Source organism: Microbulbifer maximicatervae (SeqCode) (genome assembly GCF_052468295.1).
Genome location: NZ_CP174340.1, coordinates 4,446,165 through 4,470,614, shown reverse-complemented (window position 1 = coordinate 4,470,614; position 24,450 = coordinate 4,446,165). Strand labels below are relative to the sequence as shown.

The following is a 24,450-nucleotide window of genomic DNA, read 5'->3' as shown; positions in this document are numbered from 1 at the left end:
CAATATATGGTACGGACTTCTATTTTTATCGTGCTTGTCGATGATTTTCGGGATAAATAGCCGCAATATTTTGATTTATAAGGATAAAATGGTCGCCAATAGCGGTAAGGTTAAGCGATTCAAGTCGATTTTGATTTTACATACAGAGGATTACAGCAGCGGGGTATGAAACGCTGAGAATAGATACAAAAAAGGCACCATCACAGTGTGAGGTGCCTTTTTGGAATGGACCCTGCCGCAAGCGGCGGGCCCACTCGAGCGAAGAGCCCGGATTATTTGCCGATACGGCTGCCGAAACGCTTCTTGAAACGGTCAACACGACCACCAGTGGTAGCCTGCTTCTGCTTGCCAGTGTAGAAAGGGTGGCATTGGGAGCAAACGTCGATTTGCAGGTCTTTGCCCAGAGTGGAACGGGTTTTTACAACATTGCCGCAGGAACAGGTAGCGGAGATGTCGGTGTAGTTAGGATGGATATCTGCTTTCATGATTGCCTCTTTTCGAAACCGCCACTCGATCTTTTGCCGAGCACGGCATCGTCATTGGTGCAGGAACCAGTATGGTTCCAGGCTGTTTAAAAAGTCGGCGCATACTATCAGATTAATGTCGCGGTTCAAGCACAATTGGGTGGCGAAGTAACTGAGGATGGCCACTTGTTAGCATTGCACAACAGCTTTGATAACAATTGACCTCACTAATTCCTCTGTGACGCCTAAGTCGCCAATTCGGCCTTAACAGTCATTATCCCCGACGAAGCCCTGCAACTTGCCACATCTGCCATTACACTAGCGCCTTTTGCTTGAGTGAGTGGGGGCCAGGTGCAGGAGTCAGTCCAACAGAGAGTCATTTTAAGGCTGGCAGTGCCCGTGCCCCTGAGGCGCTTGTTTGACTATTTGCCGCCAGAGGGACTGTCGCCGGAGTCACTGCGGCCCGGCCAGCGCCTCTGGGTGCCCTTTGCCGGGCGCAAGTTGGTGGCAGTACTGTTGGATATAGTGCAGGAGTCGCCGCACAGCAGTTTGAAGCCAGCGCTGGAACTGGTGGATTCGGAGGTTCTGTTTGGTGATGGCAGCCGCAAGCTGCTGTCCTGGATTGCCGACTATTACCAGGCGCCCCTCGGCGAGGTCTACGCCGCTGCCCTGCCCGTGGCACTGCGCAAAGGCAAGCCGGCAGACCACTGGGCGGAGCAGTGGCTTCAGCTCACGACAGAGGGAAAGGGCTTACCGGAAACTGCACTGGCGCGCGCTCCCAAGCAGCAGGTTCTGTTCCAGTTGCTGTTGAGTGATGGCAAGCAGAGCCGAACCCACCTTAAAACCCTCGGCCACAATACCCCCGTGATCCGCGCCCTACAGGATCGCGGCCTGGTGGAGTGGATTCCAGGCCCTACCGTACCAGCGCCGCTACCCGCAGCAGAGAGTACACTGGCTCCGGAGCTGAACAGCGAACAGCAACAGGTGCTCGACAGTATCGATTGCAGCGGCTTCTCTGCCTCACTACTGGAGGGCACCACCGGCAGCGGCAAGACCGAAGTTTATCTGCGTCTGATGCAGCGGGTCCTGGATATTGGCCGCCAGGCATTGTTATTGGTGCCGGAAATTGGACTTACGCCGCAAACGCTGAGGCGTATTGCCGCACGATTTCCCAAGCACAGTATTGCGGCGTTGCACTCAGGCTTGGCCGACGGCGAGCGCGCTCAATCCTGGTTGGCGGCCGCAGGTGGGCAGGCAGATATTGTGATCGGCACCCGCTCAGCCATTATGACTCCCCTGCCCAGGCTCGGCGTTGTGATTGTCGATGAAGAGCACGATGCCTCTTTTAAACAGCAGGACGGTGTGCGCTATTCGGCCCGGGACTTGGCCGTGGTTTTGGGCCGGAACAATAATGTACCGGTGGTTTTGGGTTCGGCCACGCCCTCTCTGGAAACCCTGCACAACGCTTTGAATGGGCGCTATCAACACTTGCGCATGCGCTATCGCGCCGGTGATGCCAAGCCCCCACAAATTCACGTAGTGCCGACACTGCGGGAGCCTCTGGAAGAGGGATTTTCTCCCCAGGTGCTTCGCCATATCGGTGATACCCTCGCGCGAGGTGAGCAGGCCCTGGTGTTTATCAACCGGCGCGGCTTTGCCCCCGCGTTGACTTGTGATGATTGCGGCTGGCTGGCGGATTGCCCGCACTGCTCGAGCAAGCTGACTATGCACCGGCGGCAACGCCAGTTGCGCTGCCATCACTGCGATTACCGCCGCCCGCTGGTTGATAGCTGTCCACAATGTCACAGCCGTTCGATCTCGGCCCTGGGTGCCGGCACGGAACGCAGCGAGGAACTGTTGGCCCGTCGCTTTGCCGACTACCCAGTGATACGTGTGGACCGGGATACCACGGCGAGCAAACAGGCGCTGGATAAATTGTTAGCACCGGCGCGAGAGGGCGAGCCCTGCCTGTTGTTAGGAACCCAGATGCTGGCCAAGGGGCACCATTTGCCCAAGGTCACTTTGGTAGTGATCCAGGATGCCGATGGCGGCCTGTTCAGCGCAGATTTCCGCGCGCCAGAGCGTACCGGCCAGTTATTGGAACAGGTGGCGGGTCGTGCGGGGCGCGGCAGTCTCAGTGGGCGGGTATTGGTTCAGAGCCGCTTCCCCGAGCACCCGCTTTTACAATTGCTGCTGGAAAAAGGCTATGGCGCTTTTGCGCGCCAGTTGCTGAGGGATCGCACGGTTGCACAGTTGCCTCCCGCGAGTGCTATGGCACTGGTGAGAGCGGAGTGTGAAGAGCCTGGTTGGGCTGAAGAGTTTCTACAAAATGCGCGACTCTTTATGCAGTCCCTGGCACCCCCATCGCCACAGATCCAATATCTGGGGCCGGTGCCGGCACTACTGGAACGCAAATCTGGGCGCTTCCGATTTTATATTCAGGTCACCGCACAAAACCGAGCCCACTTACAGCCGCTGCTGGCGCGAGTGTGTGCCTGGGCGGAGGGCAATAAAAATCGCCGCCTGCGCTGGGCCGTGGATATGGATGCGCAGGAATTATCGTGAATATGCGCTGGGTTACGCGCCTGGCACTAAATTGGCGGTACAATTCACAAACCGCTAAAACCTTGCAGGGAAGAAATTTTCGATGAGCCGTCGCACCAGTAATCGCCGCAGTAAAAAAGCCGCAGGCAAACCCGCATGGGTTTGGTTTGTCCTGGGGAATTTTGTCGGTGGCTTTGCGGTGGCCGTACTGTTTCTCCAGGGCATGGACAAGGACAGCCGGGGAACAAGCAGCATTAAGCCAAAGGCGGTGCAGCAGCGAGAGGAAACATCGCCTCAACCGCGTTTTGATTTTTATACAAAATTAAAAGAAAACGAAGTCACGGTACCCCCGCCCAAAGTGGCACAACCGGCGCGCCGCAGTGACTCCACCAACAATTCCCAGAACAGTAGCTCATCGGAACCCGATCGCAGCACCCCGGCACAGGTATATATCCTGCAGGCGGCATCGTTTCGCGATGCCTCTGAAGCGGAGCGCCTGCGCGTTGAGCTGACCCTGGCCAACCTGGATGTCAAAGTGGAATCGGCCACCGATAACCGGGGTACCTGGCACCGGGTATTGGTGGGCCCTTACAGCAATCGCTCCCGGATGGCCAAAGCGCGCCAGACACTGGCTGAGCATCGCCTGATGCCGCTGGTGCTAAAACGCCCGGCGACCCAGTGACCATCAATTCCGTTTATTAAGGTATGTTGCCCCACTCAGTAATTGTGACCTCTCTTATTGAAATCGGCGCGAACCGTCCTCACTTACCTAGTCTGAAGATAATTCCCCGGCGCGGGCACTTCGATGCCCGCTGCCAGAGTACACGCGCAATCCGAGAGGTCTCCATTGGAACAGTATCGCGGAACTACTATTTTATCCTGTCGCCGCAACGGCAAAGTTGTGATTGGCGGCGACGGCCAGGTGTCCATGGGCAACACCGTTATGAAAGGCAATGCGCGCAAGGTGCGTCGCCTGTACAAAGATAAGGTTATTGCCGGTTTTGCCGGTGGTACTGCAGACGCTTTCACCCTGTTCGAACGTTTTGAAGCCAAGCTTGAGGCCCACGGTGGCCAGCTGACCCGCGCCGCTGTGGAGTTGGCCAAAGATTGGCGTACCGACCGCGCCCTGCGCCGCTTGGAGGCCCTGCTGGCGGTTGCCGATTCCACTGCCAGTTTGATTGTGACCGGTAATGGCGACGTGATTCAGCCGGAAGACGACCTGATTGCTATCGGTTCCGGTGGCCCCTTCGCCCAGTCGGCAGCCCGCGCGCTGCTGGACAATACCGATATGGATGCCCGCTCTATTGTGGAGCAGGGACTGAAGATCGCCGGTGATATCTGTGTTTACACCAACCAGAACCACACCATCGAAGAACTGGCTTATTGATTACCGGGTACACCCTAGAGTGACCGGCTGGCGGGCTGTTTAAGCCCCCGCAAGAATTTTTGCAGGAATTTGTATGTCCCAGATGACACCCAGAGAAATTGTCCACGAACTCGACCGCCATATTGTCGGCCAGCAGGAGGCCAAGCGTGCGGTAGCCATTGCGCTGCGCAACCGCTGGCGCCGTATGCAGGTTAGTGAAGACCTGCGCGCCGAGATCACGCCGAAAAATATTTTGATGATCGGCCCTACCGGCGTGGGCAAGACGGAAATTGCCCGCCGCCTGGCCAAACTGGCGAACGCGCCCTTTATCAAGGTAGAGGCGACTAAATTTACCGAAGTGGGCTATGTCGGTCGGGATGTAGAGTCGATTGTCCGCGATCTTGTTGAGATGGCAGTGAAGCAGGAACGCGAGCAGGCCATGGCTGGTGTTGAGCAGCGCGCCATGGACGCCGCAGAAGAGCGCATCCTCGATGCCCTGCTGCCGCCGGCGCGCTCCACCGAGCCCACCGATAAGGATTCCAGCACTCGCCAGCTGTTCCGCAAGAAGTTGCGCGAAGGTGATCTCGATGACAAAGAGGTTGAGGTGGATCTGGCCGCTGCGCCCATGGGCGTTGAGATTATGGCCCCTCCCGGAATGGAGGAGATGACTAACCAGCTCCAGGGCATGTTCTCCAATATGTCCCAGGGCAAGACCCGCAAGAGCAAGTTGCCGGTGAAACAGGCCCTCAAGCAGCTTACCGACGAGGAAGCGGCCAAGCTGGTCAATGACGAAGATGTTAAGACCCGTGCGATCCGCGCAGCCGAACAGAATGGCATCGTGTTTATCGACGAAATCGATAAGGTTGCCAAGCGTCAGGAGAGCGGCGGTGCCGATGTTTCCCGCGAAGGGGTACAGCGCGACCTGTTGCCACTGATTGAAGGCAGCACGGTTAACACCAAGTACGGCATGATCAAAACCGATCACATCCTGTTTATTGCCTCCGGCGCCTTCCACCTGTCCAAGCCCTCGGACCTGATTCCCGAGTTGCAGGGTCGCCTGCCCATTCGCGTGGAATTGAATTCGCTGAGCTCCGCAGATTTCGAGCGTATCCTCACCGAGCCGTCCGCTTCCCTTACCGAGCAGCAAAAAGCATTGCTGGCCACTGAGGGGCTGGAACTGCAATTTAGTGAAGACGGTATTCGCCGCATCGCGGAAGTGGCCTTCGAGGTGAATGAGCGCACCGAGAATATCGGTGCACGCCGTCTGCACACGGTATTGGAGCGCTTGCTGGAGGAAATTTCCTTTGATGCGGGCGATGGCAATACTTCGCTGAACATTGATGCCGCCTATGTGGACAGCCATCTGGGCGAGTTGAGCCAGAACGAAGACCTGTCGCGTTTTATTTTGTAAGCCAATGAAACCGCAAAAAATCCGATTAAATCGCGCAGAGAAAAGCCTGCATTTGGTATTTGGCGATGCTGAATTTACCTTGCCGGCAGAGTACCTGCGCGTCTACTCCCCCAGCGCCGAGGTGCGTGGCCACGGTGCCAGCGAACCGGCGCTTGTCAGTGGCAAAATGCATGTGGGTATCGATACGGTGGAGGCGGCTGGCCGCTATGCGCTAAAAATCGATTTCGACGATGGCCACGACACCGGTATTTTTACCTGGGAGTATTTGCACGAACTAGCTGAAAACTATTCGTCCAACTGGGAGGCTTACCTTCAGCGCCTGCGTGATGCCGGCCAGGGCCGCGACCCGGATGAGAGTGTGGTGAAGTTTATCGGCTAGTGGCAAATTGATCGGTAATGACAACCGCTCCCCAGGGGGCGGTTCCACCCTTCTCTCTCTCTCAATATCTCCCCACTCTTCTCAATAATTTATTACCGAAATAATTAATTTTTGGTACGTCTTTGCCAAATATTGCCAAGTTTACGTAATTCTTTGATATTCATTGATTTTCAGAGCAAAGATATTAACAACGTAACCGGCGCGTAATTCTTTTGTCACATTTTGGAACTCTAATGCTCGCCAAATTAACGAGTTTCGGAGGCCCCCATGGCAAAAACAATTGTCCGCGCACTGAGCGCCTTTTGTCTGATTCCTCTCGCTTCCGCTGTTTCAGCGGCAACCCTGCCCGACTACCAAACCAATAGTGCCTGGTACACGGAAAGTGCTGACCGATTGGAAGAGCGCGCTTCGCTTTCCCGCGAGGCAAAAACTGCGAAGAATGTAATTCTGTTCGTCGGTGATGGAATGGGCATTTCCACACTAACCGCCGCCCGTATCCTTGAAGGCCAGCTAGTCGGTGAGAGCGGCGAAGAAAATACGCTCTCTTTTGAAGAGTTTCCGTATACCGCACTGATCAAAACCTACAACACCAATCAGCAGACTCCGGATTCTGCCGGTACCATGACCGCCATGATGACCGGTGTAAAAACCCGCGCCGGTGTAATTAATATCGACGGCGATGCACTGCGAGCTGATTGCGCCAGCACTGAGGGGAAGGAATTAAACACCTTCCTGGAAATGGTGGAGAGCCGTGGCAAGGCCACCGGTATTGTTTCCACCGCGCGCCTGACCCACGCCACGCCTGCAGCCACTTACTCACGCAGCCCGGAGCGCAACTGGGAGTATTCCGCCGAGGGTGATTGTTCCGATATCGCCTCGCAGATGGTTGAGGTGTCTGCCGGCGACGGTATCGATGTCATGCTCGGCGGTGGCCGCCGCAACTTTGTTACCACCGACAACGACGGTAGACGTGAAGACGGCCGCGACCTGACCAGTGAATGGCAGGAGCGCTATGATGGCGAGCAGACTGCTGTGTACGTGGAGAGTGGCTCCGAGCTGGAAGGCGTCGATATTGCCTCCACCGATAAGTTATTGGGGCTCTTCACCAGCAGCCACATGAGTTACGATGCGGACCGCATCGCCAAGGACAGAGATGAGCCGAGCATTGCCGAGATGACTGATACCGCCATCGAGCTGTTGGAAAAAGACAGCGATGGCTACTTCCTGATGGTAGAGTCCGGGCGTATCGACCACGGCCACCATGCCGGTAATGCCTATAACGCCTTGCACGATGCCATCGCCTTTGCGGATGCGGTACAGGTTGCTTTGGATAAAGTGGATCTTGAAGACACCTTGATCCTGGTGACCGCCGACCACAGCCATGTGATGACTATCGCCGGCTATCCGACTCGCGGTAACCCGATACTCGGTAAAGTGGTTGAGAATGACAGCAGCGGTGCCGCAGAAGCGGAAGAAGGTCTTGCTGCGGACGGTAAACCTTACACCACCCTGAGCTATGCCAATGGCTTGGGTTATGCCGATTTAGGTGAAAATACCGACGCGGATGAGCGCTACGATATCGCCGCCGATACCGGACGCAAGGATCTCTCCGGCGTGGATACCGAAGCGCCGGGCTTCCACCAGGAAGCAATGGTGCACCTGGAGTCTGAGAGCCATGCGGGCGAGGATATCAGCTTGCACGCTATCGGCGCCGGCGCCGAGCGGGTACAAGGTAGCCTGGAGCAGAGTGCAGTCTTCCACGTGATGACTGCTGCGACCGACCTGTCGCTGACAGAAGAATAACTGGGGGTAATTCACCATGAGACATTTTAAGAAAACAGTACTGGCTTTCTCTGTCGCCCTACTGGCCACCGCCTGTAGCGACGACAATTCAAACTCTGACGACGTAGTGGAATTACCCGAAGAGGAGCATGTCGGTGTTTCCTCTGCTCAGAGCAACAGTAGCTGGTTCCAGGAAGCCCAGCAGGCGATCGAAGAAGCGAGCGCTGTAGAAATCAACAACACCCCCGGTGCCGCCAAGAACATTATCCTGTTCGTTGGCGATGGTATGGGTATCTCCACAGTGACCGCCGCCCGTATCCTGGCAGGTCAGCAGCAGGGCCTCGATGGTGAGGAACACCAGCTGAGCTTTGAGAAGATGCCGTTTGCCGGTCTGGTCAAAACCTACAACACCAACCAGCAAACCCCGGATTCTGCCGGCACCATGACTGCGCTGGTTACCGGTGTTAAAACCAAGGCCGGTGTATTGAGTGTTGCCGAAAATGTTGCGCGCGGCGATTGTGCCGCCAGCCTCGAGTACCCGCTGACGACGGCAATTGAGTTGGCTGAAGACCTGGGCAAGAGCACCGGTATTATCAGCACCGCGCGTATCACCCACGCCACTCCGGCGGCTACTTATGCCAAGGTACCTGAGCGCGGCTGGGAGGAAGCAGCCCCAGATGGCTGCACCGATATCGCCGCTCAACTGATAGAGTTTGAAGCCGGTGATGGTATCGATGTGGTGATGGGCGGTGGCCGTCGCAACTTCCTGCCCAGTGATATTACCGATATCGAAGGTGAAGCGGGGCGCCGTGAAGATGGGCGCAACCTGGTGGATGAGTGGAAGGCCCGTTACGACGACGGTGTAAATAATATTGCCTACGTTGAAGACACTACCGCTTTTGAAGCCGTAGACGCTTCTGCAACTGACAAGTTGTTCGGCCTGTTTAATTCCTCACATATGGAATTCGAGGCTGTTCGCGAGGACGACAAAGGCGGTGAGCCCTCCCTGTCAGAGATGACCGCCAAAGGTCTCGAGATGCTGCAGAAAAATGAGGACGGCTACTTCCTGATGGTGGAATCCGGTCGTATCGACCACGGTCACCACGCCGGCAACGCCTATCGCGCGCTGACCGATGCGGTGGAATTTGCCGAAGCGATTCAGTACGCCATGGATAATACCAGTGCAGAAGACACCCTGATTGTTGTTACTGCGGACCACAGCCACGTGATGACTATCGCCGGCTACCCCACTCGCGGTAACCCCATTCTCGGAAAAGTGATTGGCAATGACGGCAATGGCGAAGCGGAAACCTCCCATGCCCTGGCGGAAGATGGCCTGCCCTACACGACTCTGAGCTATGCCAATGGCCCGGGTTACAGTGCCGGTGATAGCGGAGCGCGTCCGAGCCTGGTGAGCACAGATACTGCCGCCCTGGATTACCAGCAGGATGCCTTGATTCCCATGAGCAGTGAATCCCACGCGGGTGAGGATGTGGGTGTTTGGGCGCGCGGACCGGGTGCGCACCTGGTGAGTGGCACCAACGAACAAAACTTCCTGTTTCACGTAATGGCGCGCGCTGGCGGATTATTGGAACAGTAATTCCATCAGCTGTCGGTGTGGATGGCATGTTCATCCACACCATCACTTTCCCCGGTCAGATCTTGAATTGAGGCTTGGAGAAGAGCGCCTCACAGAGTGCTTCGGTCTTTTTCATGAGCAGGCTTTGTCGGTGCCGGATAATTTTTAGCACCGTGCCAAACTCACTTTGCAGCTTGTCTCCCTGAGTGATTACCAGCCGTGCCAGCAAATGGAGATCACGCCAGTCACCCAGAACTTCTCCCAACTCCTTTAGTGACTTACAGCGCTCGCCCACAGTGAGCGGATAACGCTTCCTCAATAAGCGGCTCTGGTACCAGTGATCCTTGGCTCTTTTACGCAATAGATGCAGGCGGTTTGCATTTTTGTGCCTGCGCACTTTACGCCATGCGCTTGCGGCTTTTCGGTAGCCGCGCAGGTAACCGGCTTCCGCATCATGCCAGCTGAGCAGTTCAAGCGGCCACGATGGAATTCTTATTTGACCTCTATCGAGGAGTTTCAATGCCGCTTGAACCGCTGAGTGGTTTTGCTCTGCCTGGATCAGTTCGTCGAGGAGATGGTGTAACCGGTGAAAGTGATGTGGCGGTGCCAATCCCAGTAAAGCGATGCGCAGTGCTGTGAGGTCGCGGGTGTGGGCGAGAGTGTTTGCCAATTTTCTGTAGTGGGTATTTTCACGCTGAAAAGTGCTACTGATTTGTGGGCGGACCAGGCGCAGTAGCGCGCGAATTTTCTTGCAGCGTTTGCGCAGTTCGTGGACGGCAGTTTCCCCTCCGTTGCGGAGCAAGTGTCCGTTTGCCGCCGTTACTTCTACCTGGGCGATAGATTTGATTTGCTCGGGAAAAGGAGAGTCACATTGGAATTGATAGCTCATAGAACAGTCCCGGGTGATCCCACTAAATTTTAGTGGTTTCCGCTCTGCTTGATTTCAAGCGGTGCCCCACTGGCTCCGGCAATGTACAATGGCCTTTTAAAGTTTTCGCTCAGCAGGCATAGCATGAAGGATCGCAAGACCACCCACTTCGGCTACCAGGAAGTGCCGGTGGAAGAAAAGGCCGGTCGTGTGGCAGAAGTGTTCCACTCTGTAGCAGCCCGTTACGATGTAATGAACGACTTGATGTCTGGAGGTGTTCACCGCCTCTGGAAGCGCTTCACCATCGAATTGTCCGGGGCCCGACGGGGCCAAAGTATTCTCGATATCGCCGGGGGTACCGGTGACCTCACCGCGCGCTTCTCCCGTATTGTGGGTGCCAGCGGCCAGGTAGTATTGGCGGACATCAATGAATCGATGCTGCGAGTGGGTCGCGATCGCCTGCTCGACCGGGGAATCGCCGGCAACGTGGTGCCGGTGCAGGCGGATGCCCAGTACCTGCCCTTCCCGGACAATACCTTTGATTGCATCACGATCGCTTTTGGCCTGCGCAATGTCACCGATAAGGACCTGGCACTGCGCTCCATGTTGCGCGTGTTGAAACCCGGTGGCCGATTGTTAGTGCTGGAGTTTTCTAAGCCCCAGTCGAAGCTGTTGGAGAAAGTCTACGATCAGTACTCTTTCCGCCTGTTGCCATTTATGGGCAAACTGGTTGCCAATGATGCGGACAGCTATCGCTACCTGGCGGAGAGTATCCGCATGCATCCAGATCAGGAAACCCTCAAGGGGATGATGGCGGATGCCGGTTTTGTCGATTGTGAATTCCACAACATGACCGGCGGAATTGTCGCTTTGCATCGGGGCATCAAGCCCTAAGAAACTGCATAAGCCTATTTTTTCTCTGAGCGCAGGCACGAGGCCGTAAACCGCCATGAGCGACCCCACTTTTCGCGCGGGCTTTGATGCCGCGCTGGAAACCACAATTAATGCTGCCCTCCAGTATGACCCGGCGACACGCGAGCGCCTTTCCGCACTGGATGGAAAGACCATGGCGCTGGATTTAACCGCCCCGCAACTACAGTTTTGCCTGTGTATCGAGGGTGACCAGGTGCGGGTGCGCCAGCACTGGGAGGGGGAAGTTACCACTCAGTTAAGCGGCTCAGCGCTGTCTTTTGTACGCCTGATCAAAGACCCGGATGCAACTCCTGCCGGGCTGGGGGTGTCAGTGAGCGGCTCCAGTGCCCTGCTGGCAGAACTGCAATGGATCTTGAGTGACCTGGATATCGATTGGGAAGCGCCGTTGGCGCAAGTGGTTGGCGATATTCCCGCCCACTCAATTGGCAATGTCCTGCGCGATGCTGCCCGCTGGTTGGGAGGCAACCTGAATCGAGCGCCTGAAGTGGCGGTGGAGGCTATTAGTGAGGAGTGGCAGCTGACTCCACCCCAGGCCCAGTTCGAAGCATTTGTCGAAGACCTGGCCGAGGCCTCTCTAGCTGCTGAACGGCTCGAGGCGCGCGTGCGCTTGCTGGAAGAACAGTTTTCCCGCAGGGAGGCCGAGTAGTTTTGCCAGTTCGTCGAAGTCTTACAATCGCGCGGGTTTTTCTGCGCTATCGTCTCGATCAATTATTGCCAGCAGAGGAGCGCCCACTGTGGTTGCGGGGATTGCTGCTTCCGGTGAAGTTGCTGCCGCAGTCCAAGATGCCACGGGGCGAAAGGCTGCGCCGAGCCTTGGAAGAGCTGGGTCCCATTTTCGTTAAATTCGGCCAACTTCTCTCCACTCGTCCCGACCTGCTACCGCCAGATATTGTCGAGCAATTAGATTATTTACAGGACAAGGTGCCGCCCTTCCCCAGTGACCAGTGCACGGCTCTGATCGAAGAAGCCCTTGGTGCCAAGGTGGATGAGGTCTTCGCCAAATTTGATCAGCAGCCACTGGCAGCGGCTTCAGTTGCACAGGTGCATGCGGCTGAATTAAAGAGCGGCGAATCAGTGGTCGTCAAAGTACTGCGCCCGGGCATTGATGAGGTAATCCAGGAAGACTTGAAACTCCTGGGGGTGATCGCCCGTGGAATTGAACGCTTTGTGCCCGAAGGGCGCCGCATGCGCCCGGTGGAGGTGGTTGAGGACTATCGGCACACGATTGAAGGTGAATTGGACCTAACTCGTGAAGCGGCCAACGGCACCCAGCTCCGCCGCAACTTTACCAACTCCCCGCTGTTGTATATCCCCGAAGTGCACTGGGATTACACTCGCGAAAATGTCCTGGTGTTGGAGCGTATCGACGGTATCCCCGTCACCGACCTGGCCCAGCTTCGCGCCCAGGACACCAATATGCAGCTGCTGGCTGAGCGCGGTGTTGAGATCTTCTTTAAGCAGGTATTCGAGTACAACTTCTTCCATGCGGATATGCACCCGGGCAACATTTTTGTTTCCAGGGAGCACCCGCAACGCCCGCAATATATTGCGATTGATACCGCAATCGTCGGCAGCCTGACACGGGAAGACCAGTACTATCTGGCGCGCAATCTCCTGGCGATGTTCCGCCGCGATTACCGTATGGTGGCGGAGCTGCACGTGCAAAGTGGTTGGGTTCGCTCCGACACGCCGATCAATGCATTTGAGTCCGCTATTCGCTCGGTCTGTGAGCCCATTTTTGAAAAACCCCTGGGAGAGATTTCCTTCGCTCGGGTGTTGATCAGTCTGTTCCAGACTGCGCGCCGATTCGATATGGCGGTGCAGCCACAGCTGGTACTGTTACAAAAGACCCTGTTGAATATCGAAGGTTTGGGTCGCCAGCTTTATCCGCAGCTGGATCTGTGGAAGACTGCTCATCCATTTTTAGAGCGCTGGATGCGTGATCGAATCCACCCCAAAACAATTGTGGGTGAGATAAAGCGCTACGGTCCGGAGTGGCTTGAGAAATTCCCGCAGATGCCACAGCTGGTGTACTCAGCTCTGGAGCAGTCGCGGGAACTGGCGCCCCAGTTAGAGGTAATTGGCGAGCAGTTGGCGGGCTCGCAACGCCGAGGCTTGCGCCAATATATTCGGCGGGTCGCCGGAGTTGTGTTGGGCGTTGGCGCCATCGCTGTCAGTAAGCCGGAATGGCTGGCTCAGTTGCCGCCGACGGGTTGGGTACTGGGCGTTGCTGCACTAGTGCTACTGCTGTGGCCCTAGGGCGCTTCGGCCTACACTGGAACTTCTAAGGATTGTTAGACATTGACTCAAATTCAAGCAAAGGCCGGTTTTCTCGATAAAGTCAGCTGGAACAGTGATGGCCTGGTTCCTGCGATTGCGCAGGATTTCAAAACCGGGCGGGTGTTGATGATGGCCTGGATGAACCGGGAATCGCTGGCGCTCACTGCCAGTGAGGGTTACGCAGTCTATTGGTCCCGATCCCGCAAGGGCCTGTGGCGCAAGGGTGAAACCTCTGGTTTCCTGCAGAAGGTGCGTGAATTGCGTCTGGATTGTGATGGTGACACCGTATTAATGTTGGTCGAGCAGGAAGGTGGAATCGCCTGTCATACCGGACGCAGTAGTTGTTTCTATCACCTCCTTCAAGGTGAAGAGTGGCAGGTGAATCAGCCGGTGATTCAGGACCCGAAGTCCATTTATAAGTGAAACAATTATGAAAGATGTGCTGCAACAGCTCGATGCGGTATTGGAAAGCCGTAAAAATAGCAGTGATGCTTCTGAATCCTATGTGGCCAGTCTACATAGCAAAGGCCTGAACAAGATTTTGGAAAAAGTCGGTGAAGAAGCCACTGAAGCTATTCTTGCAGCAAAAGACGCACAGAGTAGTGGCGATAATCGAGACCTGGTTGCCGAGACAGCGGACCTATGGTTTCACTCGCTGGTCATGCTATCTCACTTGGGCGCTGATTCTCAGGACGTGGTTCGAGAGCTTGGGCGCCGATTTGGTCTTTCTGGCCTGGAAGAGAAAGCGGCGCGAACTAAGTAAAATTTGAATCACTTGTGGCACCACCCCTGATGGCGGGAGTGCCCGGTAAGAAACTCAAGCCATCCTATTGAATGTAATGGAGACAATTATGGGATTCGGTGGAATTAGTATCTGGCAGTTGTTGATTGTCCTGGTCATAGTCTTGCTACTGTTCGGAACCAAGCGTTTGAAAAACCTCGGAGGCGATCTGGGTGGCGCAATTAAGGGTTTCCGCAAAGCGGTTAAGGATGAAGACAAATCCAAGGATGCTGATGAAGACAAAGATGTCGAGCGTCTCAAGCACGATGAGGAAGAGAAGCCAGGCCAAGATAGTACTGTCAAAAATAAAGATAAACAGTCTCAGGACAAATAATCGGCAACGACTAAGGCGAGTGTCACTCTGTGTTTGATATCGGCTTTTTAGAACTATTGGTAGTTGCTGCCGTGGCCCTGTTGGTGGTTGGCCCTGAGCGACTGCCCGATGCGGTGCGTACCACTTCCCGCTGGTGGTCCGGTTTGAAGCGGACCTTACATAGTGCTCGCGAAGAATTGGAGCGAGAGGTTGGAGCCGATGATATACGGCGTGAACTTCACAACGAGCGCATTATGCGTGAGATTGAGGAGAGTCGTCGTGAGATGGAGCAAACCTTTAGCGAAGCCAATAAGGAAGTTCACGACGCGCTCAATCAGCCTGAAAAACCACAAGTTGCAGGGACACCAGTAGAAAAACAGGCAGCTGGAGTAAATCATCCTGAGGCACCAAAGCCTGAAAAAGCGATAGAGGAACCTGCTCATCCTCGTGCGGAGCAGGAGGATTATTTGCCAGAACAGGATGAAACTGCCGAGGAGCTACAGGATCCGGAATACCCGGAGCATTGGCATGATTTTGGGGACCCGGATTTAAACCCGGACCACCCTGAAAACATCGATGAAGATGAAGAAGAAAAACAAGGCGAGAAGAAAACATCGCAACAGGAAAAAGATAGCCAGTCATGAGCGATCAGTCCCAAGATAAACATCAGCCTTTTATCGACCACCTGATCGAACTGCGTGATCGCCTATTGCGAATCCTCTTAGTCGTATTGGTCTTATTTGTCTGCTTGATGCCGTTTGCGTCTGAAATTTATAATTTTATTGCCCACCCACTACAGGAGCGTTTGGCGGGTGATGTTGGAATGATCGCTACAGAGGTGACTTCCACGTTCCTTACCCCGTTCAAAACGACCTTTATAGTTTCTTTTTTTATTGCAATCCCATTTGTGCTTTACCAAGTTTGGTCATTTATTGCCCCGGGGCTGTATAAAAATGAAAAACGTATTGCTATACCATTATTAATTAGTAGCGTCGCACTTTTTTATATCGGCATTGCATTTGCGTATTTTGTGGTCTTTCCCCTTCTGTTTGATTTCTTTGTTGGAACTGCTCCAGAAGATATTAAGGTAATGCCAGATATGCGCAGTTATCTGGATCTGGTGCTGAAACTTTTCTTTGCTTTTGGTTTTGCTTTTGAAATCCCTATCGCGACAGTCCTACTGATCTGGAGTGGGGTAGTGGATGCCAAGACCCTGGCAAGTAAGCGCCCTTATGTGATTGTGGGATGCTTTTTAATTGGGATGCTACTGACACCGCCGGATATAATTTCCCAATCCTTATTGGCCTTCCCCATGTGGCTATTATTTGAGATTGGCATTTTATTTGGGCGTTGGATGAAGTCTTCACCCAAAGGTAAGCCTGCTACCTGAGATATAAAAAAGTCACCACTGGGTTTTCAGCGGTTAGCTTCACAGGCAGCGCTTGAGGTATTGCAGTTGCGCTCTCGATAGGGTTACTCACCTGAGAGCGCTAGTGATACGGGTACAACGCCGCACTCTCTTCTCAGTAGTATCAACTCCATCTCTTCCATGACAAGAAGCTTGATGACACGGTTATTTCCCAGCTGCAGGGAGGTTGACCACCCTACCGGCTGTAGAATGCCCGCTATTAGATACCAGATCGAAAGATAAACGCTAAACTAGCTTGTGCTTGGTTGCTTACAACAACGATGGAAGCCTAGCTATTTATTGGAACCGGTTGCTTGTGCTGCGATGCGTTCCTGCTCGGCAACAGCTTTTTCAACATTGTTGCGAACCAAGCGAACGAAAAACGCTGCCATCAGGAATATAAAGGCAATAACGGCCAAGCTGAGAAGGCCAGAAAAGCTGGTAAACAGGTCAATTAAAGCATCCATTTTTCTCTCCAAATAGGCTAATGCTTCACCTATGCAGTCTAGGGAGCTGTAATGGAAACCTCTTGACCTAAATCAAGCTGGATCGACTTATTGTAAGAACAACGGGTTGGTCAACGCAGGGTCAGGGCTGCTAGCAGGCAGAGTAAGGACGCGCCACATAAAGAATAAAGATCGCTATTTTCTCGCCTGTCAGGCAGAAGCAGCAAAAGCGCCAAAGGTGGCATAAATAGTGCTATCAGCCCCGACAAGGGGTCGCGACTAAAACCAATAAATAGCAGTCGCAACCAGGCAACAGCACCTAAAACCAGCGCAAATACTGTTAAGACGGCTGCCACTGGTGACATGGAATAACCTTTTGCACATGGAATCGTTTGACTGGTGGGTTTCTCTAAGAAAAATACTAATAGGAAAAAGAGTGTATATCAGTATTTCTGATCTTAGATTTTTAGCGCGCCCCAGAGTTTGGCTGCTCGTATTAGTATTGTTAGGGCTCTACGGGTGCGAGACTGCGGGCTATTACTTCCAGGCTGCAAGCGGTCAATTGCGGATACTCTCTGCCCGGCAGCCGATTGAAGAGCTGGTTCAAGACGGCAATGCCAGTGATCAACTCCAGAAGCAATTACAGCTCGTTCAGGAAATCCGTGCCTATGCAGCACAGGAGTTAAAACTACCAGTGGGGCAAGCCTATAGCTCCTATGTGCAGCTCGATGATGAGTACCCCATATGGAATGTCTTGGCCGCACCAGAGTTTTCCCTGAGCCCCAAACGATGGTGTTACCCCATAGCCGGTTGCGCTAGCTATAGGGGCTACTTCCGCAAATCAGCGGCTATTGCCAAAGCAAATAGCCTGCGCAACCAGGGTTACGATGTCTACCTGGGAGCTGTTCCGGCCTACAGTACCCTGGGTTGGTTTAATGACCCTGTGTTATCAAGCTTTGTGAATTGGACACCGGAGAGACTAGCCGGACTCTTATTTCATGAGTTGGCCCACAGAAGAGTTTATGTGCCGGGTGATACCCGCTTTAATGAGAGCTTTGCTACAGCAGTGTCCGAAATTGCCCTACCTGATTGGCTTCGTAGTCAAGGTCTCTCGAGTTCTGCTGAGGAGACTAAGGCTCAGGCACTGGCGGTACGACAGTTAATGACAGCGACGCGTAAAGAGCTTCAACCAGTTTACCAATCCAACTTGCCGGACGAGGAAAAGCGCCAAGAAAAGGAGGAAATTCTGAGTCGATTGAGGCGTTGCTATTGGCGTATGGCAGCAGAGTGGTCTTACCCCGCGCGCTACCAGGCCTATATAGAGAAAACCAATAATGCTACTTTGGCTTTGGCTGCAGAATATGAATCTTTGGTTCCAGCTTTTCGTCAGCTTTATATTGATAGTAATGGTTGGGAGGATTTTTATAATGCAGCTGAAAGATTGGGTGAGCTTGACCGCCAAGAGCGAGAGCAATATTTATTGGAGTTAGCGTATGGATACAAAAAAGAGAGGAGTAAGACGCCGATAATAGTCGAATTTGACTCTCAGTTTTGTATGCGGCAGGAGAGTGAAGTTCAATAAGTAACTCTTAAAAATACAATAATTTTCAACTTTAATCTCCTATTTAATAAAAATGACCTAACTTAACTTAGTACATACTTGGAAATAAAATTAACGTGGAACACACATCTTTTACTTAACAAATTTTATTTTTAAGCGTATATTTACTTTTATTTTTTATATTCAAAGCTATTCTGGCCGTGAAAATTACTTGCTTGTAAGTTTTTCAGTGTAGAAGTTTATGAAAGTAACAAGAAATATTAAATTAGGACGGTGGATTTTAAATGAAGAGCAAGGTTATTTGCTGTGTGGTGAGAATAAAAATCAGCTAGACCATATACCACTTCAGGTCTTATTAGAGTTAGTTAATCATCAAGGCTGTCTGGTGACTAAGAAGCAGCTTCTCTCTACTGTTTGGGCCAATAAGGTCGTAGGGGATGAAGTACTTACTGTGGCTATTAGTCAAATTAGAAAAGCTCTTGGAGATAAAGCGAAGCAACCGGAATACATTAAAACTATTTCAGGTCAGGGTTATCGCCTAATTTGTACAGTGGAGGATATAGAGTCAAACAATAAAGCGGATGCTGTAGATAGCTCTTGGTGGTTCAGTCAAAAATATATTGTAGGATTGATTGCTAGCATTTTTTTACTTATTGGGCCTCTACTATGGTTTTCTTTCCATGCAGACCCTATTCCATCATTATCCATTTCTCAGAATGAGAAATTCCAAAAGGGACGCTATCTCTTAACGCTACAAGATTACGCTAAGTGGCGACAAGCTCAAACTTTATTTGAGCAAATAATAATAGAGTCTGAGGAATTCTCTCCTGCTTACCTAGCTTTAGTAGAGAGCAAGTTATTAATTGATCAAGGAAATACTCAAAAACTTTTTAGTAATTGTAAAAGTTTGAATAAATTAGTTGATAAGGCAATTGATCTATCGCCATCTAACGTGGATGCTTACCTACTTAAAGCTCGTCTTGCTTTTCACGTCGAATGGAACTTTGATATGGCAGATAAGTATTACCAAAAAGCCTTATCACTGGAGCCGATGAATGGGAAAGTTCACCATGATTATTCACAGTTCTTGTTAGCTAGGCGAGATTACCCTGAAGCGCTACAACATGTTTACAAGTATATAGACTCAGATCCCTCAGCTTATTCCAAGCCAATGGTTGCCTGGATATATAATATGTCGGGAAAGTATAAGGAAGCAAATGAAGAGCTAATTAAAATTGCCAAAATCGCTCCACGCTCAATAGCGTATCACGTATCAGCGCACTCGACGTTTGAGAATATGAGGCGAGATACTGATGCATTTAGTCATTTGAAGGCTATCTTGTCTCATGTTGGCTACAGCAATGATGACTTGAGAACAGTAGAAGAAAAATTCCAGATGGGCGGCCTTGCAGCAGTAAATAAGTGGCTATTAGATATAAAGCAAGAGGCAGGTGATATTGGCCAGTATAGACCTCCATTAGCTTATGCGCGATATGCTGCGACAGCGGGAGATATAGAAAGAACCCTATACTATTTGCAGCAGGCTGTTGAAGAAAGGCAGTTGGAAGTGTTGTGGGTTAACACTGACCCCAAGTATGAGTTAGTAAGATCTCTTCCTGCTTATACCAAATTAATGAGAAAAGTCGGGCTGTCTGAGTAAACCTCTAAGGGTTTAATGGGATATATGTAAAGCTAAAATAATATATACAATTAATTGGAGCAAGTTCTCCCTTTTGGAACAGCTGACGGTTCATCTCTTAATATATCCTGGGTTCGTTGCTCCTCGTATCATATAAAACTAACTGTTATCCCACAGACCCGCTATCAATTATTTGGGACCTTGGTTCCTATAATACATATCAAAGAAAGTATAAATTAGTATTTATATAGATATAACCTTTAGCTCGAAGCGATAAATTAATAGTTTATTGGTGCTGATGTATTAGTTACGCAACCTTAATTGGAAAATTTAAGGATTTCTTAGATATTCTTCAGGTATTTTTGTCAATCATCTTTTAGATTCCAAGTTGATAATTTGGAGTCTTAGTATGGATTGTATAAATCAAATTAAGTTGTACGTATGTATAGTTTTACTTATATTTTCAGTTAATCTACATGCTCATAGTACTTGGAGATATAAATTGCCAGGTCCAGTTGCAGGAGCCCCACTTGTTTTAAAGGATCAAATTATCGCCACTGGTGGATCACTTGTAGTGGGCCTTAATAAGGAAGGAAAGCTCCTTTGGCAATGGAATCTAGGCTCTACCACCGCTGCATCGGCAGCTACAGATGGAGAATATCTATTTATTAATGCAGATAATGGCCTTCATGCATTAACTCTAGATGGGGAGCCCTTGTGGTATTTTAAAAGTGAGGACAATGAAAATCTTATTGATGGCCGTCCTATGGGGTGGGGAAAGATATTTGTTCCAGATGCTTGGAGCTTTTATAGATCTTCTCCAATAGTAGCTGGTGGTAAAGTTTACTTTGGTAATCAGCGAGGTACGTTTGCTTTGGATGCTAAGACTGGTAAGCAATTGTGGCACCTTAGTACTGGAGTTACGCATACTACTCCGGCTATATACAAAGGGATGCTAGTTGTTGGGTCGTGGAATAATAAGCTTTATGGCATAGATATAATTAGTGGATCTATTATTTGGACTTTTAAAGGAAAGCAACCGTACGGCCAGGTCATATATGAGGGATTCAATCAGTCTCCGGTGATTTATGATGGTACTGTATATATAGGTAATCGCGATACCTATTTTTATGCCGTTGATGCTGAGACGGGGAAGCAAAAGTGGAGTTATAAACACCCTACTTCTTGGATTGGTTCTCCAGCAATTGAAGAGGATGGAGAGCTTTATTTTGGTATGTCGGATGGTTTAACACTGATAAGATTAAATGCAAAAAATGGAAATCAGAGTATGAATTTTAATGCCAATTTTTTTATCTTTGCTAAACCTCAAATGACCGATACTCAGGTTTTTGTTGCCACAATGGCTGGTCAAGTTTTTGCAGTAGATAAGAAGAGTAGTAAAGGACAGCTACTTTTTTCTACACCAGATTGTTTAAAAAAATGTGAAAGTTTGATTAAGCCAAGCGGGGGGATGAAATATATAAATGATACCTCTGCCGACGGTATGGCTAGGAATGTTGAATTTATGGTTGACATGGCTGATTCACTCCTGAGTATGACATACAGTGATAACACCCTTTATTTGGGGAGTGCTAAAGGTCATATTTATGCATTAAACCCACATATAGAAATTACTCATTAATATACAAGTTAGCACCATTATAAAATAATCTAAGAACTATTAATTGCTCAAGTTTTTCTACCAGCTATAGATATACATAGGGTTATATCTAATCACGCCTCTGAACCTCTCTTGATAGTCCATTGACTAGCCAGTTCAATTAATGAGCTGGTTTTTTTTATTAAACACCTGATAAAAAGGCTGTGCAATAAATTCATATGATCTTATAAATAAAAACTAATATATCATGTCAGATGATTTTCATCTGTGGTGAGTGGATGATAATAATAGGTTTTACGTAATAATATCTCTACCCCAGAAATAATTGAGAGATAAATCGATCTTATTAAATTCTAGACTAGCAGGATTTTACTAGAAAATACGTCCTTAGAGAGTACGTTTAAAGCAATAGTTAATTTTTATAATAACAATTAGTTGCTGACTATTAAAAGTTCAAGCTAGGCAGAGTGGGCCATTGTATATGGAGAGTGGCAATTCAGTGCTATATCGTCTGCTCATTTTAATTAGATCCTATCGCGGTATCTAACATATCTAAAAAAAGTACCAGAAAACTAGAGTATGTTATTGGCTGTAAGACAGTGTGATTTATAGAATTTTATGTTTTTTTAGGAAAATTATGTTTTATTTCAGGTATTTTTATATTCCTATTTGTAGGGTGGTTGTATTACTCGGAGCCAAAAATAATTGGCACTTTGGAGTTTGTATTTTATTGCTGGCCAAAACTGGTGGAAAGTGAAATAAAATATGAAAAACATGCTTGTGGATGCCCACAAGAAATCGTGCAAGGTTTTTAGAGTATATATAAGTCTAATTTTTTCGTCATGACTGTTTGAGAGAGTATCCAATATATGTTCGAATACAGATGTACCAAAGTAATGGGATTGATTACTGCTCTTGTTCTATCTGGATGTTGGAATAAAGGTGAGGATAGTAATGATAGGAATAGCAATATTCCAAAGCCTGATAATTACTTATATATCCAGGGGGGGGTGATTGATGGATTGCCAACAGGTACAAAACTTGAAGTTCTTGTTGGTGATAATTTGGTCTATACCACAATTATTGATCGTGATAGATATTCAGTTGAAATCAACTTGGATAAGAGCAACACTGATGGTTTGGTAAAGCTTATTGCTACTTCCGAGACCAATAAGAGAATTAAACTTGTAAGCACATTGGGATTTTTACATGCGCTTCAGGAGGATGCAGGTTCTGATAGAACACTTGTTTATTCCGAAAATAAATTTGTACAAATTAGTGGAGTATCAACAGCAATTTCAGCGACATTAGATAATTCAACTAATGAGTCATCAGAATGGAATAACATTACTAGGCCTATAGAGGCAAGTGAAATTTTTGCTAAAGCCACTATGATTAAAATGTTAGTAGAGCTTTCACAGATTGGAGTGGCAATACCTTCAGATGTTCAAGATACTTTCCAGCTAGCATCAGATTTTAACCTCTCTTCGAAATACATTAGCTTCTTTAGAAAGGCGCTTAAAGATATTTATCAGGAAGTGCAGGCAGATATATATGAGAGTGGGGAGTATTTGCATGTAATAGATAAAAATTTAATTGCGGATACTTATTATGTTGATAGTGGAATATTAACACTTAATGTAGACGGTACTGGAGAGTATATTGAAAACGGCGAAGTGGTTGATCTTGTCTGGAAGAAAACACAACAAGGCGTTGACTTGGAATCAGACAGTAGCATTGTTTTTACCGATACGATTTTAGTTGAAGGCCAACAGATTGAGTTTGAGCGACACAGACAGATTAATGGAATTTCATGGATGTTCAATTCTACTGCTCAATCGATGTTTGTTTTTGAGGTAAATGACAGATTTCATTACCCTAGTGGAGAGCTTCAGGATTACATGGAAAATGGGTATGAATCTGTTTCAGGCGTTCGAGCAAGTAACCTAGTCAACCCAAGAGATTTATTAAGTATTGGTGAACTATATAGTATGCCTATGCCAAATAGCAGTGGGGAAATTGTTGGTAGCCTTGATAATGATACCCCACGATTTAATTTCAGGGCAGTAGAAGTTAGTTTTTCTGGGGATTTTTCGAATGGTGGAATCGCCAGCATAAAAGTACCATCAATCTCAGCTTCCGGAGAAGCTCTATATACTGAGATATCTGCTACCTGGCAGCTAGATAATAATAGAATAAATCTAGATTTTTCTGATGGTTCTAGTCTTAAATATTCAATTCTTAGTTTATCTAGTACTGGTTTTACTAAAATTCACGTGATACACGAATCGGAACAAGAAGAAAAAAGAACCTATTCGTCATATGTTTTAGAAAAAGAGGGAGTTAATTGGTCAGATATAGATATACCAGGAATATACACTTATCCATTGAGCTTATCGGATGATCTTAGCCATTACTTCTACGATTTTTCATCAGATGGAACCCTAGTACTTGTATCTGTTCAAGATCTTAATTTAAACGGGAGTATTGAAGATGGAGAGTATAATGAGGTACCTGCTTATTGGAGCGTTAATGACAGCGGATATCTTGTAATAAGAGTTTATCAAGGAACGGAGGGATACTGTTTGCCGGGAGATTGGGATGCCGACGATAGTATTTGTACATTAAATGATGAAATAAGTTGGGATCTGTATCAGATTTTCAGTAGCGAAAATTTTGGTATTCGGCAAGCCAGAAATAGCTTCTGCAAAATATTTTCTTATTATACAAATCGTATCAAGACTCAGGAGGTATTATTAAAGCAGGGCGACATTGACAATATACAGTTAACGAAAGTGGCGGAAAGACCATTTAAAAAATAACCAGCAATATATTCGGTCAGAAAAGAACATAAGTTTTTCATAACTATTTGTATTGTATCCTTATGTTGCTTAGTGTGTCCTCATAACAGGTCTATCCGGCTAACTTACTTTGTAGTTAATATATTTTGTGAGTGAGATTTTAATTTTTATTTTTTCAGAATAAGTTTTCAATACTTTATTCATATCTAGTCTTTTTGGCTTACGTAGACAAATAGACAGTTAAGGCTTTATGCCGCAATCATATAGTTACTTT

At 49.4% G+C, this 24,450-nt stretch carries 23 protein-coding genes; 19 read left to right on the top strand and 4 right to left on the bottom strand.

What is annotated here, in order from left to right; all coding sequences use genetic code 11:
• Window positions 1–272 precede the first annotated feature (272 nt).
• The gene (gene rpmE / locus ACJJIQ_RS19825) at window positions 273–485 is read right to left on the bottom strand and encodes a 50S ribosomal protein L31 (protein ID WP_108734996.1); all 213 of its coding nucleotides are present in this window, start codon (window positions 483–485) and stop codon (window positions 273–275) included.
• A gap of 330 nt (window positions 486–815) precedes the next feature.
• Here rpmE and ACJJIQ_RS19820 point away from each other — a divergent pair, with 330 nt between their 5' ends.
• The 7 genes from ACJJIQ_RS19820 (at window position 816) to ACJJIQ_RS19790 (ending at window position 9,546) form a co-directional block, all read left to right on the top strand.
• Window positions 816–3,029: a primosomal protein N' gene (locus ACJJIQ_RS19820; RefSeq protein ID WP_445362823.1), complete on the top strand. Its 2,214-nt coding sequence runs from the start codon at window positions 816–818 to the stop codon at window positions 3,027–3,029.
• Window positions 3,030–3,111: 82 nt separating this feature from the next.
• Window positions 3,112–3,690: an SPOR domain-containing protein gene (locus ACJJIQ_RS19815; RefSeq protein ID WP_445362822.1), complete on the top strand. Its 579-nt coding sequence runs from the start codon at window positions 3,112–3,114 to the stop codon at window positions 3,688–3,690.
• A gap of 165 nt (window positions 3,691–3,855) precedes the next feature.
• Window positions 3,856–4,395 carry an ATP-dependent protease subunit HslV gene (gene hslV / locus ACJJIQ_RS19810; protein ID WP_108734993.1) on the top strand — a complete coding sequence of 180 codons (540 nt, stop codon included), beginning with the start codon at window positions 3,856–3,858 and terminating at the stop codon, window positions 4,393–4,395.
• 73 nt (window positions 4,396–4,468) lie between these two features.
• Window positions 4,469–5,785 (top strand): ATP-dependent protease ATPase subunit HslU, encoded by a 1,317-nt coding sequence (gene hslU / locus ACJJIQ_RS19805; protein ID WP_282930670.1) that lies wholly within the window; start codon window positions 4,469–4,471, stop codon window positions 5,783–5,785.
• 4 nt (window positions 5,786–5,789) lie between these two features.
• A complete protein-coding gene (locus ACJJIQ_RS19800) occupies window positions 5,790–6,164 on the top strand; it encodes a gamma-butyrobetaine hydroxylase family protein (RefSeq protein WP_445362821.1) in 375 nt (124 codons plus the stop codon).
• A 267-nt stretch (window positions 6,165–6,431) separates the two neighbouring features.
• Complete coding sequence (locus tag ACJJIQ_RS19795; RefSeq protein WP_445362820.1) at window positions 6,432–7,967, top strand: alkaline phosphatase; 1,536 nt, start codon at window positions 6,432–6,434, stop codon at window positions 7,965–7,967.
• Between the two features lie 16 nt (window positions 7,968–7,983).
• Window positions 7,984–9,546, top strand: coding sequence for an alkaline phosphatase (locus ACJJIQ_RS19790; RefSeq protein WP_445362819.1), 1,563 nt, complete (start codon window positions 7,984–7,986; stop codon window positions 9,544–9,546).
• A 55-nt stretch (window positions 9,547–9,601) separates the two neighbouring features.
• Here ACJJIQ_RS19790 and ACJJIQ_RS19785 read toward each other — a convergent pair whose 3' ends face one another.
• On the bottom strand, window positions 9,602–10,414 hold the full coding sequence (locus tag ACJJIQ_RS19785) for a CHAD domain-containing protein (protein WP_445362818.1): 813 nt from the start codon (window positions 10,412–10,414) through the stop codon (window positions 9,602–9,604).
• A gap of 123 nt (window positions 10,415–10,537) precedes the next feature.
• Here ACJJIQ_RS19785 and ubiE point away from each other — a divergent pair, with 123 nt between their 5' ends.
• The 8 genes from ubiE to tatC all read left to right on the top strand — a co-directional run bounded on the left by ubiE (window position 10,538) and on the right by tatC (window position 16,090).
• Window positions 10,538–11,287: a bifunctional demethylmenaquinone methyltransferase/2-methoxy-6-polyprenyl-1,4-benzoquinol methylase UbiE gene (gene ubiE / locus ACJJIQ_RS19780; RefSeq protein WP_108734987.1), complete on the top strand. Its 750-nt coding sequence runs from the start codon at window positions 10,538–10,540 to the stop codon at window positions 11,285–11,287.
• A gap of 55 nt (window positions 11,288–11,342) precedes the next feature.
• On the top strand, window positions 11,343–11,972 hold the full coding sequence (locus tag ACJJIQ_RS19775) for a ubiquinone biosynthesis accessory factor UbiJ (RefSeq protein ID WP_445362817.1): 630 nt from the start codon (window positions 11,343–11,345) through the stop codon (window positions 11,970–11,972).
• A 2-nt stretch (window positions 11,973–11,974) separates the two neighbouring features.
• A complete protein-coding gene (gene ubiB / locus ACJJIQ_RS19770) occupies window positions 11,975–13,585 on the top strand; it encodes a ubiquinone biosynthesis regulatory protein kinase UbiB (protein WP_444906877.1) in 1,611 nt (536 codons plus the stop codon).
• A gap of 51 nt (window positions 13,586–13,636) precedes the next feature.
• Window positions 13,637–14,029, top strand: coding sequence for a phosphoribosyl-AMP cyclohydrolase (hisI, locus tag ACJJIQ_RS19765; protein WP_445364833.1), 393 nt, complete (start codon window positions 13,637–13,639; stop codon window positions 14,027–14,029).
• Between the two features lie 7 nt (window positions 14,030–14,036).
• A complete protein-coding gene (locus ACJJIQ_RS19760; protein WP_282930677.1) occupies window positions 14,037–14,369 on the top strand; it encodes a phosphoribosyl-ATP diphosphatase in 333 nt (110 codons plus the stop codon).
• Window positions 14,370–14,457: 88 nt separating this feature from the next.
• Window positions 14,458–14,721, top strand: coding sequence for a Sec-independent protein translocase subunit TatA (tatA, locus tag ACJJIQ_RS19755; protein ID WP_444892350.1), 264 nt, complete (start codon window positions 14,458–14,460; stop codon window positions 14,719–14,721).
• A 29-nt stretch (window positions 14,722–14,750) separates the two neighbouring features.
• Complete coding sequence (gene tatB / locus ACJJIQ_RS19750; protein ID WP_282930679.1) at window positions 14,751–15,344, top strand: Sec-independent protein translocase protein TatB; 594 nt, start codon at window positions 14,751–14,753, stop codon at window positions 15,342–15,344.
• On the top strand, window positions 15,341–16,090 hold the full coding sequence (tatC, locus tag ACJJIQ_RS19745) for a twin-arginine translocase subunit TatC (protein ID WP_445362816.1): 750 nt from the start codon (window positions 15,341–15,343) through the stop codon (window positions 16,088–16,090). The genes tatB and tatC overlap by 4 nt, the downstream gene beginning before the upstream one ends.
• 311 nt (window positions 16,091–16,401) lie before the next feature.
• On the opposite strand, the gene ACJJIQ_RS19740 is transcribed toward tatC, so the two are convergent.
• Both ACJJIQ_RS19740 and ACJJIQ_RS19735 read right to left on the bottom strand, forming a co-directional pair.
• On the bottom strand, window positions 16,402–16,575 hold the full coding sequence (locus ACJJIQ_RS19740) for a DUF3149 domain-containing protein (RefSeq protein WP_282930681.1): 174 nt from the start codon (window positions 16,573–16,575) through the stop codon (window positions 16,402–16,404).
• 110 nt (window positions 16,576–16,685) lie between these two features.
• Entirely contained in the window at window positions 16,686–16,919 is a 234-nt protein-coding gene (locus tag ACJJIQ_RS19735) for a hypothetical protein (protein WP_413663788.1), read from the bottom strand.
• 71 nt (window positions 16,920–16,990) lie between these two features.
• Here ACJJIQ_RS19735 and ACJJIQ_RS19730 point away from each other — a divergent pair, with 71 nt between their 5' ends.
• The 4 genes from ACJJIQ_RS19730 to ACJJIQ_RS19715 all read left to right on the top strand — a co-directional run bounded on the left by ACJJIQ_RS19730 (window position 16,991) and on the right by ACJJIQ_RS19715 (window position 24,197).
• Window positions 16,991–18,136 (top strand): aminopeptidase, encoded by a 1,146-nt coding sequence (locus ACJJIQ_RS19730; protein ID WP_444918577.1) that lies wholly within the window; start codon window positions 16,991–16,993, stop codon window positions 18,134–18,136.
• Window positions 18,137–18,356: 220 nt separating this feature from the next.
• Window positions 18,357–19,775: a winged helix-turn-helix domain-containing protein gene (locus ACJJIQ_RS19725; RefSeq protein ID WP_445362815.1), complete on the top strand. Its 1,419-nt coding sequence runs from the start codon at window positions 18,357–18,359 to the stop codon at window positions 19,773–19,775.
• 388 nt (window positions 19,776–20,163) lie between these two features.
• Window positions 20,164–21,396 (top strand): BamB-related PQQ repeat family beta-propellar protein, encoded by a 1,233-nt coding sequence (locus ACJJIQ_RS19720; RefSeq protein ID WP_445362814.1) that lies wholly within the window; start codon window positions 20,164–20,166, stop codon window positions 21,394–21,396.
• Window positions 21,397–22,244: 848 nt separating this feature from the next.
• Entirely contained in the window at window positions 22,245–24,197 is a 1,953-nt protein-coding gene (locus ACJJIQ_RS19715; protein WP_445362813.1) for a hypothetical protein, read from the top strand.
• Window positions 24,198–24,450 lie beyond the last annotated feature (253 nt).